Source organism: Aurantiacibacter hainanensis, assembly GCF_036321025.1.
Classification (GTDB): Bacteria; Pseudomonadota; Alphaproteobacteria; order Sphingomonadales; family Sphingomonadaceae; genus Alteraurantiacibacter; species Alteraurantiacibacter hainanensis.
In genome coordinates this window covers 1,318,181-1,330,684 of record NZ_JAZAPB010000002.1, presented here as the reverse complement: position 1 = coordinate 1,330,684, position 12,504 = coordinate 1,318,181, and the positions used below count along the sequence as shown (strand labels likewise).

Annotated in this window: 15 protein-coding genes; 8 read left to right on the top strand and 7 right to left on the bottom strand. The window is 65.4% G+C overall.

What is annotated here, in order from left to right; translation table 11 throughout:
* The first annotated feature begins 10 nt into the window (after positions 1–10).
* A complete protein-coding gene (locus AAA989_RS13845) occupies positions 11–493 on the top strand; it encodes an RNA pyrophosphohydrolase (protein ID WP_338244537.1) in 483 nt (160 codons plus the stop codon).
* 22 nt (positions 494–515) lie between these two features.
* On the opposite strand, the gene AAA989_RS13840 is transcribed toward AAA989_RS13845, so the two are convergent.
* From AAA989_RS13840 to guaB, 3 genes are all read right to left on the bottom strand, one after another.
* On the bottom strand, positions 516–1,013 hold the full coding sequence (locus tag AAA989_RS13840; RefSeq protein ID WP_338244536.1) for a tetratricopeptide repeat protein: 498 nt from the start codon (positions 1,011–1,013) through the stop codon (positions 516–518).
* 59 nt (positions 1,014–1,072) lie between these two features.
* Positions 1,073–2,254, bottom strand: a complete 1,182-nt coding sequence (locus AAA989_RS13835; RefSeq protein WP_338244534.1) for an RsmB/NOP family class I SAM-dependent RNA methyltransferase — start codon at positions 2,252–2,254, stop codon at positions 1,073–1,075.
* A 204-nt stretch (positions 2,255–2,458) separates the two neighbouring features.
* Entirely contained in the window at positions 2,459–3,910 is a 1,452-nt protein-coding gene (gene guaB / locus AAA989_RS13830) for an IMP dehydrogenase (protein ID WP_338245552.1), read from the bottom strand.
* Between the two features lie 202 nt (positions 3,911–4,112).
* Between guaB and AAA989_RS13825 the strand changes: the two genes are divergently transcribed.
* A complete protein-coding gene (locus tag AAA989_RS13825; RefSeq protein ID WP_338244533.1) occupies positions 4,113–4,352 on the top strand; it encodes a hypothetical protein in 240 nt (79 codons plus the stop codon).
* 39 nt (positions 4,353–4,391) lie between these two features.
* Here the strand turns inward: AAA989_RS13825 and AAA989_RS13820 are convergent, their stop codons facing one another.
* Both AAA989_RS13820 and AAA989_RS13815 read right to left on the bottom strand, forming a co-directional pair.
* The gene (locus AAA989_RS13820) at positions 4,392–4,781 is read right to left on the bottom strand and encodes a DUF302 domain-containing protein (protein ID WP_338244531.1); all 390 of its coding nucleotides are present in this window, start codon (positions 4,779–4,781) and stop codon (positions 4,392–4,394) included.
* Between the two features lie 48 nt (positions 4,782–4,829).
* Complete coding sequence (locus AAA989_RS13815) at positions 4,830–5,585, bottom strand: 3-hydroxybutyrate dehydrogenase (RefSeq protein WP_338244529.1); 756 nt, start codon at positions 5,583–5,585, stop codon at positions 4,830–4,832.
* 94 nt (positions 5,586–5,679) lie between these two features.
* On the opposite strand from AAA989_RS13815, the gene ypfJ reads away from it, so the two are divergent.
* Complete coding sequence (gene ypfJ, locus AAA989_RS13810; RefSeq protein WP_338244527.1) at positions 5,680–6,540, top strand: KPN_02809 family neutral zinc metallopeptidase; 861 nt, start codon at positions 5,680–5,682, stop codon at positions 6,538–6,540.
* 37 nt (positions 6,541–6,577) lie between these two features.
* A complete protein-coding gene (locus AAA989_RS13805; RefSeq protein WP_338244525.1) occupies positions 6,578–7,168 on the top strand; it encodes a hypothetical protein in 591 nt (196 codons plus the stop codon).
* 10 nt (positions 7,169–7,178) lie between these two features.
* Here the strand turns inward: AAA989_RS13805 and AAA989_RS13800 are convergent, their stop codons facing one another.
* Both AAA989_RS13800 and AAA989_RS13795 read right to left on the bottom strand, forming a co-directional pair.
* Entirely contained in the window at positions 7,179–9,002 is a 1,824-nt protein-coding gene (locus AAA989_RS13800; RefSeq protein ID WP_338244523.1) for a M56 family metallopeptidase, read from the bottom strand.
* The gene (locus AAA989_RS13795) at positions 8,999–9,403 is read right to left on the bottom strand and encodes a BlaI/MecI/CopY family transcriptional regulator (RefSeq protein ID WP_338244521.1); all 405 of its coding nucleotides are present in this window, start codon (positions 9,401–9,403) and stop codon (positions 8,999–9,001) included. Before AAA989_RS13795 ends, AAA989_RS13800 begins: the two co-directional genes overlap by 4 nt.
* 159 nt (positions 9,404–9,562) lie before the next feature.
* Between AAA989_RS13795 and AAA989_RS13790 the strand changes: the two genes are divergently transcribed.
* From AAA989_RS13790 to AAA989_RS13775, 4 genes are read left to right on the top strand one after another with little or no spacing between them, the layout of a single operon-like run.
* Positions 9,563–10,102 (top strand): sigma-70 family RNA polymerase sigma factor, encoded by a 540-nt coding sequence (locus AAA989_RS13790; protein WP_338244520.1) that lies wholly within the window; start codon positions 9,563–9,565, stop codon positions 10,100–10,102.
* Positions 10,099–10,725 carry an NrsF family protein gene (locus AAA989_RS13785; protein ID WP_338244518.1) on the top strand — a complete coding sequence of 209 codons (627 nt, stop codon included), beginning with the start codon at positions 10,099–10,101 and terminating at the stop codon, positions 10,723–10,725. The genes AAA989_RS13790 and AAA989_RS13785 overlap by 4 nt, the downstream gene beginning before the upstream one ends.
* Entirely contained in the window at positions 10,722–11,897 is a 1,176-nt protein-coding gene (locus AAA989_RS13780) for an alpha-hydroxy acid oxidase (protein WP_338244517.1), read from the top strand. Before AAA989_RS13785 ends, AAA989_RS13780 begins: the two co-directional genes overlap by 4 nt.
* A gap of 35 nt (positions 11,898–11,932) precedes the next feature.
* Positions 11,933–12,496, top strand: coding sequence for a peptidase S14 (locus AAA989_RS13775; RefSeq protein ID WP_338244515.1), 564 nt, complete (start codon positions 11,933–11,935; stop codon positions 12,494–12,496).
* Positions 12,497–12,504 lie beyond the last annotated feature (8 nt).

Sequence of the window (12,504 nt, the reverse complement as noted above, 5' to 3'; positions counted from 1 at the left end):
ATCGCTCGCCATGACGAGACCCGACCGCCTGCAATACCGCCCCTGCGTGGGTACCATGATGATCAACGCCGCCGGAGAAGCCTTTGTCGGCAAGCGGATCGACAACAAGGAAGGCGACTGGTGGCAGATGCCGCAGGGCGGCGTGGACGAGGGCGAGGACCTGGACGAGGCCATGTTCCGCGAACTGGGCGAGGAAACCGGAGTGTCCACGCGGCACCTTCAGATCGTCCACCGGCTGGAGGAAGAGCTTTTCTACGACCTGCCCAAGGAACTGCACGGGAAGCTGTGGGGCGGCAAGTACAAGGGTCAGCGCCAGGCCTGGTATCTGGTCCGCTTTACCGGAGAGGACCGGGACATCGACCTGGAGGCGCACAAGCACCCCGAGTTCTGCGAATGGAAGTGGGTCGACCCGGACCTGCTGCCCGAGCTGATCGTGCCCTTCAAGCGTGGCGTTTACGAAACGGTGCTCGCCGGGTTCAAGGACAAGCTCTGAACGCAAAGGTCCAGAGGCCGGCTCAGTTCTGAATCAGTTCGTCTTCCCCAGGCATGACCTCTGCGGTCATCATCGGCGGACCGCGATCGATGGCGGCGGCAAGCTGCACCGTCTCCACGCAGGTATCGCCGCAAATGCTCTGCAGCTTTTCCAGGTTCTCCCGCGCGGCGGTCAGGGCGCCCTTCTCCACCAGCGCCTCGCCTTCGCCGGTGATGGCGGCGAGGTTTTCCGGATCGCGCTCCTGCGCTTCGCGGTAATAATGGATGGCCTTGCCCTGCAGTCCCTCGACGCGGGCTGCATTGGCCAGTTCCAGGTAGACGGCCGTGTAGCCGGGGTCGACGGTCAGCGCTGCTTCGAATGCATCGATCGCGGCTTGCGTATTGCCCATGTCGAGCGCCGAGCGCCCCTCGGTAACCAGCGCCTGCGCCCTCGGATCGACCTGATATTCGTTCGCGTTGCCGATACTTGCCTGCACAGCGAGTGCGAGAGAAAGGGCTGCGGCAACGGGTCCGAAACGCATGGCGTACTCCTTGAAGCTGGACGGGTAAGAGGTGTGAGATGCGTCCATCAACTCAGGTGTTAACACGCCTTAGCTATACGTGCGATGAAAAATCCGTCCGTTCCGTCACGGGACGGTGAGAGGCGAATTCCGGCGCCCCTGGGCGTTCCAAGCGGCAGATCCAGCGCCTGCGCCGTCCAGTCGGGATTTCCGGCCAGGAAGGCGTCGACCTGCCCTGCCCCCTCCTCGTCCAGCAGCGAACAGGTGACGTAGGTGATGGTGCCGCCCGGCTTCACCAGTTCCGCCGCGAGACCCAGCAGCCGCGCCTGCAACTGGACAAGCCGCTTCAGGTCGCCGTCCGACAGCCGCCAGCGCGCCTCGGGATTGCGTCGCCAGGTGCCCGTGCCCGAACACGGCGCATCGACAAGCACCCGGTCGGCCTCTCCCAGCCACGCCGCCAGCGCATCGGCCTCGCGGCCCGGATCGAGCAGCACCTCGGCTTCGATCTGCGCCCCTGCCCGCGCGGCCCGCGGACCCAGCTGCGACAGGCGGCGGCGATCGGTATCGGCGGCAACGAGCGTGCCCCGGTTTTCCATCGCGGCGGCAAGAGCAAGCGTCTTGCCCCCTGCCCCGGCGCACAGGTCCACCACAGTCTCACCCGCCTGCGCGCCAATCGCCTTGCAGGCCAGCTGGCTGCCCAGGTCCTGCACCTCGATCAGCCCTTTCTCGTAGGCATCCCAGCCGGTGACGGGAGTACCCGTCGGGAATCGAAGGGCGTCGGGCAGGGAAAGGCTCTCTCCCTCCTCGGGCAGGTCGGGTGCACCCTGGCGCACCTTGAGCCGGTTGATCCGAACATCCAGCGGCGCGCGGCCCAGCAAGGCCGCGGCCTCTTCCTGCGTCACGCCGGAGGCGATCAGGCGGTCTTCCAGCCATTCGGGCGCGATACCGCCTTCCGCAGGCCGTTCGTTCTCGCCGATAGCCGCGGGGCCATATTGCGAGCCGTCGAACAGGGCGCGCAGGTCCGGCTGCTCTTCCGCCAGTCCGAGCATGGCCGCCCGCCCGCTGTCAGGCACCGGGCCACAGGCGCGAACGGCTTCGAAAACGTGCTCGCGAATGGCGCGCTTGTCCTTCGATCCGGCGAAGCGGTGCGACTTGAACCAGTCGGCCACCAGCCTGTCTGCCGGCGGCCCGTTGCCGCGCGCGGCGGCGATGACCTGGTCGAGGATCTCGATAGCTGCCTGTACGCGGGCCGAAGGGGTCATTTGCTCTCCATCATGGAACGCGAACCGCCCCTTTTTCAAAAACTCGTGCGGGCCAGATAATCCTTACAGAACATGATCTTGCCGCGAAACCCGGCGCACAACGTGTAACCTTCGGCGATCGAGCGGGGTCGGCGTGCAAATCCTGCCTCACGCCCTGCCGGCTAGGCCGCCTTGCCACGCAGGCAAAACCGGGCCGGCCGCGCCCTACCGCGTCGGGTAATTGGGCGCCTCGCGCGTGATGCTGACATCGTGCACGTGGCTTTCCGAAAGGCCTGCATTGGTGATGCGGATGAAGTTGGCATTGGTCTTGAGGTCGGCGATGGTGGCGCTGCCGGTGTAGCCCATGGCCGCCTTGATGCCGCCCACCAGCTGGTGGATCACGTCGCGCGCCGGGCCCTTGTACGGCACCTGTCCTTCGATACCCTCGGGAACCAGCTTCATCTGGTCCTTGATGTCCTGCTGGAAATAACGATCCGCACTTCCGCGGGCCATCGCCGAGACGCTGCCCATGCCGCGATAGGCCTTGTAGCTGCGGCCCTGGTAGAGGAACGTCTCGCCCGGCGCTTCCTCCGTTCCCGCCAGCAGACTGCCGACCATTACCGTGGAGGCACCCGCGGCCAGCGCCTTTGCCGCGTCGCCGCTGGTGCGAAGGCCGCCGTCGGCGATCACCGGAACGTCGCCCGCCGCGCTGGCGGCGTCCATGATCGCGGTCAGCTGCGGCACGCCGACGCCCGCCACGATGCGCGTGGTGCAGATGGAGCCGGGGCCGATCCCCACCTTGATCGCGTCCGCGCCCGAACCGATCAGCGATTTCGCGGCCTCGGCCGTGGCGATGTTGCCCGCAATCACCTGGACGTTGTTGGAAAGCTTCTTCACCCGGTCCACCGCTTCGCCAACGGCCTTGTTGTGACCGTGCGCGGTGTCGATGATGATCACGTCGCACTCGGCATCGACAAGCGCCTCGGTGCGGGCGAAGCCCTTGTCGCCCACGGTGGTTGCCGCGGCGACGCGCAGGCGACCGCCGGTATCCTTCGTGGCATCGGGGTTGAGCACGGCCTTCTCGATGTCCTTCACCGTGATCAGGCCGACGCAGTGATAGTCGTCGTCCACCACCAGCAGCTTTTCGATCCGGCGCTGATGCAGGATCTTGCGCGCCTCGGCCTGGGTCACGGCCTCGCTGACGGTGGCGAGATTGTCGCTCGTCATCAGTTCCTTCACCGGCTGACCGGGATTATCGGCAAACCGCACGTCGCGGTTGGTGAGGATGCCCACCAGCTTGCCGCTCTTGTCGGTTACCGGGATGCCGCTGATGTTGTGACGATCCATCAGCGTCTGCGCATCGCCCAGCGTCGCATCGGGATGGATGGTGATGGGATTCACCACCATGCCGCTTTCGAAACGCTTCACGCGGCGCACGGCGTCGCACTGTTCCTCAACGGTCAGGTTGCGATGGAGAACGCCGATCCCGCCCAGCTGCGCCAGCACGATGGCCATTTCGGACTCCGTCACCGTGTCCATGGCAGCGGAGACGATCGGGATGTTCAGCCCGATCTCGCGCGTCAGCCGCGTTCTGGTGCTGACCTGCGAGGGAAGGATTTCGCTTTCGGCGGGCTGCAGAAGCACGTCGTCGAAAGTAAGGCCGGTACGGATTTCCATGAGGCGTGCCACTTCTTGGGTCGGGGTGATTCGTGGCGGCCCATGTAAACGCGGAATGTGGCAATCGCTAGGGGGCCAGGCATGGAAAACGCACAAGAGGCGACATTCGCAGCCTGCTTCATTTCGAGACGGCCGGTATCGAACGGTTGAGTCGATCGCCCGGATAGCAGTTTCTTGGCGCTCCAAGATCGGAGCGAGTGCAATGAATGTCTCTGAAGACAGGGCCAATGAGGGACAGCGTGCCGCCAAGCGGCCGGCACTGAAGGAATACCGGCTGATCTACCTTGCCGGCGAGGACGGCATCGGGAAACGCGTGGAATTCAGCGCCCCCAATCTGGAAGACGCCGTCGCCAGGACCTTGCATGACGCGATGGGCCGGGTCGTGCAGGTGTGGGAAAACGGCGAGTTCGTTCGCACCGTCTACCCCGCCAAGCAATCCTGAGACTGCCCCCGGCCAATGCGCCGTTGTCTCCTGGTTACGTCAGCCGAGCGAGTCGATCGCCGCTTGCAGTCGTCCGCGAACCTCTTCGGCTGCAGCGTTCAGACCTGAATTGCCGATGGCCTGCATGGAAGCGACGGGATCGATTGCTGCCACCTCGGTCTTGCCGTCCCCTGCATCCTGCACGATGACATTGCAGGGCAGCATGGTGCCCACCTTGTCTTCCAGTTGCAGCGCCTCGTGCGCCAGCTTTGGATTGCAGGCCCCCAGGATCACGTAGGGGCGAAAATCGACATCGATCTTCGTCTTCAGAGTTTCCTTGATATCGATGGACGTGATTATTCCGAAGCCCTGTTCCTTCAGCGCCTCTTCCGTGCGTGCGACAGTTTGCTCGAAAGGTAGGTCAAGCGTGGTCGGGATATAGTAACTCATGATCTTCTCCTTCCCCCCGCCAAGGCGGCAACGTGCCAAAGGTTCCTGTCACTGGGCGGTCCATCCGCCGTCGATCTCGTAGTTCGCGCCGGTGATATTCTGCGCCACGTCGCGGCACAGGAACACGGCCAACGCGCCAACCTCCTCCACCTGCACAAATTTCTTGGTCGGCTGACGGGCCAGCAGCACGTCGTTCATCACCTGCTCGCGCGTCATGTTGCGGCTCTTCATGGTGTCCGGTATCTGGCTTTCCACAAGCGGGGTCCAGACATAGGCGGGACTGATGCAGTTGGCGGTCACGTTGTGCTCGGCCAGTTCCAGCGCAAGCGTCTTCGTCAGGCCCGCGATGCCGTGCTTGGCGGCGACGTAGGCAGCCTTGAACGGGCTGGCGGTCAGCGAGTGGGCGCTGGCGGTGTTGATGATGCGGCCCCAGCCCTTGGCCTTCATGTGCGGCACGGCGAGGCGCGCGGTGTGGAAGGCGCTGGAAAGGTTGAGCGCGATGATCGCGTTCCACTTCTCGACCGGGAACTCCTCCACCGGGGCGACATGCTGCATCCCGGCATTGTTGACGAGCACGTCCACCCCGCCCGCGGCTTCCATCAGTTCCTCGGCCCCTTCCACCGTGGTGAGGTCGGTGTTGATGTGGCGGGCCGTCATTTCCTCGCACAGGCTGGCGATCTCGGCCTCGTCGCCAAATCCGTTCAGGACCACGTCGGCACCCTCGGCATGCAGGGCGCGGGCGATGGCAAGGCCAATGCCCGAGGTCGATCCGGTGACGAGGGCACGCTTGCCTTCGAGGAACATAACGGTCTCCTTACAATTGATATGTGGCTAGGGACTTAGTGCCCTGTCGGCTACGGTCCAGCCAATTCGGCGGGAAATAGCAAGGGGATGCGGCGTGCGACTGAATCCGTTCAACCAGGGGGACATCAAGGTGCGCCGCGGTGGCAGCGGTGGCGGCATGCCGGGTGGCAAGCTGGGCTGCGGCGGCATCGCCATCGTGCTGATCGGCGCGCTGGTATTCGGCCTCGATCCCGCGCAGATGCTGGGCACGGTGGAGCAGATGGGCACGCAGGGGCCGCCGCGGCAGGAGGCACCGTCCAACGAGAGCGCGATGGAAATCTGCGACGACAACCAGTTCGCGATGGAAACCTGCAACGCCCTCGCCTCGCTCAACCAGACCTGGGAAGATCGCTTCAACGAAGCAGGCAACGCCAACCTGTTTGCGCAGCCCACGCTTACCTTTATCCAGGGCAGCAGCGTCAATTCCGCCTGCGGCGCGGCATCGGCAGGGGTCGGGCCGTTCTACTGCCCGGCGGACCAGGGCATCTACATCCACACCGGGTTCTACGAACAGCTGGCGCAGATGGCGGGCGAAGGCGGCGACTTCGCGCGGCTGTATGTCGTGGCCCACGAATACGGGCATCATGTCCAGTCCCTCTGGGGCATTTCCGACCAGATTCGCAGCGCCCAGGCGCAGAATCCGCGCATGCAGAACCAGTTGCAGGTGCGCATGGAACTGCACGCCGACTGCTATGCCGGGGTGTGGGCCGGCCGCAACCGCAACGCCATCGAGCCCGGCGATTTCGAGGAAGGCATGAACGCCGCCGCCGCCATCGGCGACGATACGCTGACCGGTGGCCGCGTGAGCAGCGAGAACTTCACCCACGGCACCAGCCGCCAGCGCATGGAAGCACTGCGCCTGGGCCTGGAAACCGGCGATGACGAGCGGTGCGATGCAGCATACCTCCGCGCCTGACCGCCTCCTTCGCACCGGGCCGCTCGCGGGCGTCCTGATGGCTCTGTCGGCAGCTGTTGCTGCCGTCCCCGCCGCCGCGCAGGAAGACGTGACCGAGACCGATCCCGACATCGTGGACGTCGCGCTGACGCCGCTCTCGGATCTCAACCTCGCTCGCGACCCGATCCCGCCGATCCTCGTCTGGGCGCTCGAAAATCCCTACACCAACGATGGCCTGGAGGACTGCGCCGCCATTCGCGCCAATATCGCGGATCTTGACGCGGTTCTGGGTGACGACATCGACACCGAGGCGCCCGACGAACGGCGGCTGACCGTCACCAGCGTGGCCCAGCGCGCCATCGGCATGTTCATCCCCTTCCGGGGCATCATCCGCGAGATATCCGGCGCGAGCGAGCACGAGCACGACTTTCGCCAGGCGATTGCCGCCGGGCTGATGCGCCGTTCATACCTGAAGGGTCTGGGCGAGGCGCGCGGCTGTCCCTACCCCGCGCGCCCGATGCCCGATGCCATGCTGACCGCACTGAAGGAGGGCAAACCGCTGGTGGCGGCGCCGCCCCAGCCCGAAGCGGCCGAGGTCGACTTCGAAATCCGCTTCGTTCCAAGCCCCGTCGTACAGTCTACCGACTGAGCGGCGGAAATCAGGCGCGCGTGGCGTGCACCGCGATTTCGCGGTCTTCCTCGCAATCCTCGTCCCTGTCGAGGGCAGGCGCGAAGACCGGAGCCGGTACGCTGACGCGCATCGGAGCGGATACCTGGATCGGCGAAACCATTTGGCCGCGCCAGCTCCAGGCAACCGATGCCGCGCGGGCGTTGGGTGCCGCGGTGCGCGCTTCAGCCTTGGCTTCGACGCGGCTCATCATCCGCCGTTCGCGCTGCAATTCCTCGATGGCTTCCTGCAGCTCGCGAACGGCTTCCTCGCGTTCCATGGCAGGAATGTCGCGGTTGTTGCGAATCTCGCGAAGGGCAGCCCGCATGCCGGCGACTGCGCCGTCCATGCCCAATAGGGCACTGTCGCGGATAATGCTTTCGCAGATCACCAGCGCCGACCGGCCGTTGCCGAGATCGCGTTCGACGACGCCGCTTTCGTCCACGCCTTCGCAATCCAGTTCCACGTGCGGAGCGCGCGCGGCCACCACGCGTGCATGTTCGGCCTGCTCGCGGGCATGGGCGCTCATTTCGGCGGCATGTTCGGCCTGCTCCCTGGCTCGCTCGACGATGACCTCGATTTCCTCCTGGCGCAGTTCCATTTCTTCCTCGAGGCGCTCCATCATCGCCTCGATCTCCCGTTCGGCAATGGGTGAGCCGTTGCGGCTGAAGCGATGGCGGATTACGCGGCGCTCGCCGGTTTCCTCGTCGACATGCACCATGACGTGCTCTTCATCGGGATTGATGCTTTCAATCGAGGGCGCTTCGGGTGCCTCCGGCGCAAGCGGAGCATCCGGCGCCAGCGGAGCGGCGCCCGGCTGCGGAGCCATCGGCGGTTCAGGCGGCAACGGGGCCTCGGCCTGCGCGTAGGTGATCGACGCGGTCAGCGGCAGGGCCAGCGCGGTGGTGGTGATGGCCGCGATGCCGATACGGCGGCGACGGCTGGAAACTTCGGACATTGTGAGGCTCCTCAAACGGTGAATGATCGATTTCTCGCCAAGCACCGGACAAGCCATGGGAGCGGCCAGGGCAAGATGCTGACCGGTCGCGAAACCGGCAATCACCTTGGCATAGGCCGCCCGTTCGGGCTGCGCGCGACCGGCGACAACGCGCGCATCGCACGCTGCCTCCTGGTCCCGCCGCATCGCTCGCCAGCCCCACCAGGCGAGCGGATTGAACCAGTGCAGGGCCAACAGCGGCTGGGCCGCGATGTTGGCAACGAGATCGTAGCCGCGATGGTGCGCAAGCTCGTGCGCAATCGCCAGGTCGCGGGCATTAATGTCGTGGTGCGCCATGAAGGCGGGCGGCAGCGCCACCACCTTGTCGGCGATGCCGAAGGCAACCGGGCTGGACACGGCGGGCGTTTCCACCAGCCGCACCTTGCCCGCTTCTCCCACGGGGATGCTGTCCTCCAGCAGGTCGCACCGCATGCGAACGTATTCGCGCACGCGCCAGCCGAGGAATATCAGTGCCCCGCCGATCCACAGCGGCAGCAACAGGTCGGTGACGGTAATGCCCACCATCGGCGCAGCGGCCGCGGCGGCGTCGGATACGGCGGCCTTTGCCGCCGGATCGGAAATGATCACCATCAGCGGCTGGGCGGCTTCGGCGGCCAGCGCCTCCGGCTCTGCCGGGGCCATCCACGCCGGCAGCACGATCGGCGGCATGATGAAGCGCAGGAAAGGCAGCGCCCACAGCGCGTAGGCGACCTGCGGGCCGCACCAGCGCGAAATCGGGCGGCGAACAAGCAGCACCAGGCCGATCAGCAGGCCGGTGTAAATGAAGGTATCGACCAACCAGTCCCCAAACCCGCTCATTTCTTCATCTCCTGCAGGAGGCGTTCGATTTCGGCGATGTCATCGTCGCTCAAGGCTTCCGCCTGGGCCAGGTGCGCGAACAACGGCGCGGCACGGCCTCCGAAAAGGCGTTCCATCAGCCGCTTGCTCTCGGTACCGACATAGGCGGAACGAGCGATGAGAGGGGTATAGAGAAAACGGCGACCGTCAGGCTGGGTCGCAAGGGCGCCCTTCTGAACCAGCCGCGAAAGCAGGGTCTTCACCGTGGGAATGGACCAACCGCGTTCCTTGCACACGGAATCGCAAACTTCGGCGGCGGTTTGCGGGCTGCGTTTCCACAGCGCCTCCATCACCGCGTGTTCGGCATCGCTGATGCGTTCCGCACCGGCTTCGCCTTGGTCTGTTTCAATCCGGGCAACCACATCGTCCTCCCTGAACGATTACGTTTGTAGGCAGTACGATTACGCCTGTAATCTGAATTGTCGATGAATGCAAGTTTCAGCAGCTACTTTCTCCGCCGCCTCGCCACCGAGGCTGGGCGATAACCGGAAAATGTGTAACCTCGATGGCGGAAGGGACGAATGGACGAGCAGGCGAACATTCCCGCCGACAGGCTGGACCAGCTGATGGCATCCGCCCGCGAGGGGAATTCCGCGGCCTACCGGCTATTTCTGGCCGAGGCCGCGCAGCGTATCCGCGCCCGGCTGGCCCGCAAGATGGGCGCGGACAGTGAAGTGGAGGATCTGGTGCAGGAAAGCCTGATCGCCATCCATGAAAAGCGTCACACGCTCGACCCCGGTCGGCCGGTGGCCCCGTGGATGTACGCGATCGCCAATTACAAGCTGATCGATCACTGGCGCAGGCGCGGCCGCAGCCCGGTCGACCTGGACGAGGACGCGGACATGGCCATCGCCGCCGATACGCTGGCGGGCATGGATATCGAATCGCTGCTGGATCGCCTGCCCGCCCCGCAGGCGGAGGCGATCCGCCTGACGCATATCGAGGGGCTGACCAATCGCGAGGCCGGAAAGCGCATCGGCATCGGCGTTTCCGCCATGAAGCTGCGCGTGCATCGCGGCATGGCACGGCTGCGGGAAATCATCGGCGAAGACAGGACATGAGACAGACCGAAACCCTGATCGATTCGCTGGCGCACGAAGGCGGCGCCCCGCCCGCCGGTGCGCTTGCGCGCTTTGCTGGCCCGCTGGTGGTCGCAGCGCTGCTGTGCGCCCTGGGCGTATCTCTGGTGCTGGAGGGCGCCTTCTCGTCCAGCGCAATAAACGGATACGCACCGATCTTCGTCAAATGGGGTTTTTCCATCGCCCTCGTCCTGCTCAGCGGCTCTGCCCTGTGGGCCATCGGCCATCCCGGCAAGCGCACGGGCGGCGCGTTGATCGCCTTGTCGGTGCCTTTCATCCTCGTGGCGATCCTGCTGGCGCTGGACCTGGCGGTGGGCGAGCGGACCTTTCCCGGTGAAACCTGGCGGCGCTGCCTTTCCGCCATGACCATCATGAGCCCGCTGGCCTTTGCCGGCGCGATCATGGCCACCCGCTGGCTCGCGCCCACGAACCTGCGCCTCGCGGGGCTGGCCGCGGGCCTGTTCGGCGGGGCCGTGGCGATGACCGCCTATTCGCCGTACTGCCCGGAACTTGGCATGGCCTACATGGCGGTGTTCTATTGCCTGCCCATCCTGGCAATGGCAGGGATCGGCTGGATGATCGGGCCAAGATTGCTTCGCTGGTGAGAGACAAGGACGACTACTCCGTCCGCCGCCTGTCGGACTGCCACAAGATCGCCGATTTCCGCGCCCTGGCGCGGCGGCGGCTGCCTTACCCCGTGTTCAACTACATTGACGGCGCGGCGGACGACGAGGCGACGAAGGACCGCAACACCGCCGCCTTTGCCGATGTGGACCTCGTGCCCGACGTGCTGGTGGGCGCCGACGGGCTGGACCTTTCCACCACCATCATGGGCCGTGAGAGCGCCCTTCCCCTGATGCTAAGCCCCACCGCGCTGCAACGCATCTTTCACTGGCAGGGCGAGCGTGCCGTCGCCGCCGTGGCCGAAAGGCACGGGCTGTGGTTCGGCATTTCCAGCCTCTCCACCGTCAGCATCGAGGAAGTTGGCGAGCGCTGGAGCGGCCCCAAGATGCTGCAATACTACTACCACAAGGATCGCGGTCTCAACGCCGCGCTGGTGGAGCGTGCGAGGGCAGCCAAGTTCGATGCCATCACGCTGACCGTCGACACGATCGTTTCCGGCAATCGCGAACGCTGCAAGCGCACCGGCTTCACCACCCCGCCGCGTTTCACGCCGTCCAACCTGGTGAGCTATGCGCTCCACCCCAGGTGGGCGATGAACTTCCTGCTGCGCGAGAAGTTCGACCTGCCCAATCTTTCCACCCATGTTTCGGCGGGCAGCGGGCAGGCCATCTCCATCCAGGACTATTTCAACTCGATGCTCGATCCGGGCCTCGACTGGAAGGCCGCGGAGCAGTTGCGGGACGACTGGGGCGGCACCTTCTGCCTGAAGGGCATCATGTCGGTGGGCGACGCGCGCCGCGCGGCGGACATGGGCGTGGATGCCATCATGGTGTCGAACCACGGCGGACGGCAACTGGATGGCGGGCGCGCGCCGTTCGACCAGCTGGCCGAGATCGTCGATGCCGTTGGGGACCGGGTCGAGGTGATCCTCGATGGCGGAGTCATGCGCGGCAGCCACGTGGTGAAAGCGCTGAGCCTGGGGGCGAAGGCGGTCAGCGGCGGGCGGCTCTACCTCTACGCGCTGGCGGCCGCGGGCGAGGCAGGCGTGGAGCGTGCGGTGACGATCCTGGAGCAGGAGATCACCCGCGCCATGCAGCTGATGGGCAAGGCTCGCCCGGCAGACCTTTCGCGCGAGAACCTTCGCTCCCGCTGACCGGAACGCCGCGCCCATGCGCCAGTTGGATGGGCATGAGCACCAAATCGGACGCCGACACCATCCGCACGAGCCCCCAACTTCGCCTGATCGGCAGCGTTGACGAAGCCATGTACGCCGAATTCCGCGACCAGCTGCACAATGCCCCCAAGAAGGGGCCGCTGGTGGTGGCCCTGACCACCCTGGGCGGCAACCCGGAAATCGCCCGCACTATGGCCGACGACGTGCGCCTGCTGCGCGAACCGGGGCGCGACATCTTCTTCCTCGGAAAATCGGCGGTCTATTCCGCAGGCGCCACCTTCATGGCGGGCTTTCCCGTGTCGCACCGCTACATGACGAAGGATTCCAGCCTGCTGATCCACGAGCGGCAGATCACCAAGACGATCAACCTTTCGGGGCCGCTGAAAAGCTGCATTTACCAGCTGAAGGCCGCGCTCAACGAGATCGAGCATTCCATCGAGATAGAGGAACAGGGCTTTCGCGAGATCGTGAACGGCAGCAACGTCTCGTTCGAGGATGTTCGCGACCGGGCGCCCGAGAACTGGTATATCGGCTGCGACAAGGCGAAGGAACTGGGCCTGATCTGCGGCGTGATCTGACCCTGCCC

What these genes read in the sequence shown, in the direction of transcription:
- AAA989_RS13845 (WP_338244537.1), top strand. Translation starts at nt 11, where the DNA reads ATGACGAGACCCGACCGCCTGCAATACCGCCCCTGCGTGGGTACCATG.
- AAA989_RS13840 (WP_338244536.1), bottom strand. Translation starts at nt 1,013, where the DNA reads ATGCGTTTCGGACCCGTTGCCGCAGCCCTTTCTCTCGCACTCGCTGTG.
- AAA989_RS13835 (WP_338244534.1), bottom strand. Translation starts at nt 2,254, where the DNA reads ATGACCCCTTCGGCCCGCGTACAGGCAGCTATCGAGATCCTCGACCAG.
- guaB (WP_338245552.1), bottom strand. Translation starts at nt 3,910, where the DNA reads ATGGAAATCCGTACCGGCCTTACTTTCGACGACGTGCTTCTGCAGCCC.
- AAA989_RS13825 (WP_338244533.1), top strand. Translation starts at nt 4,113, where the DNA reads ATGAATGTCTCTGAAGACAGGGCCAATGAGGGACAGCGTGCCGCCAAG.
- AAA989_RS13820 (WP_338244531.1), bottom strand. Translation starts at nt 4,781, where the DNA reads ATGAGTTACTATATCCCGACCACGCTTGACCTACCTTTCGAGCAAACT.
- AAA989_RS13815 (WP_338244529.1), bottom strand. Translation starts at nt 5,585, where the DNA reads ATGTTCCTCGAAGGCAAGCGTGCCCTCGTCACCGGATCGACCTCGGGC.
- AAA989_RS13805 (WP_338244525.1), top strand. Translation starts at nt 6,578, where the DNA reads ATGGCTCTGTCGGCAGCTGTTGCTGCCGTCCCCGCCGCCGCGCAGGAA.
- AAA989_RS13800 (WP_338244523.1), bottom strand. Translation starts at nt 9,002, where the DNA reads ATGAGCGGGTTTGGGGACTGGTTGGTCGATACCTTCATTTACACCGGC.
- AAA989_RS13790 (WP_338244520.1), top strand. Translation starts at nt 9,563, where the DNA reads ATGGACGAGCAGGCGAACATTCCCGCCGACAGGCTGGACCAGCTGATG.
- AAA989_RS13785 (WP_338244518.1), top strand. Translation starts at nt 10,099, where the DNA reads ATGAGACAGACCGAAACCCTGATCGATTCGCTGGCGCACGAAGGCGGC.
- AAA989_RS13775 (WP_338244515.1), top strand. Translation starts at nt 11,933, where the DNA reads ATGAGCACCAAATCGGACGCCGACACCATCCGCACGAGCCCCCAACTT.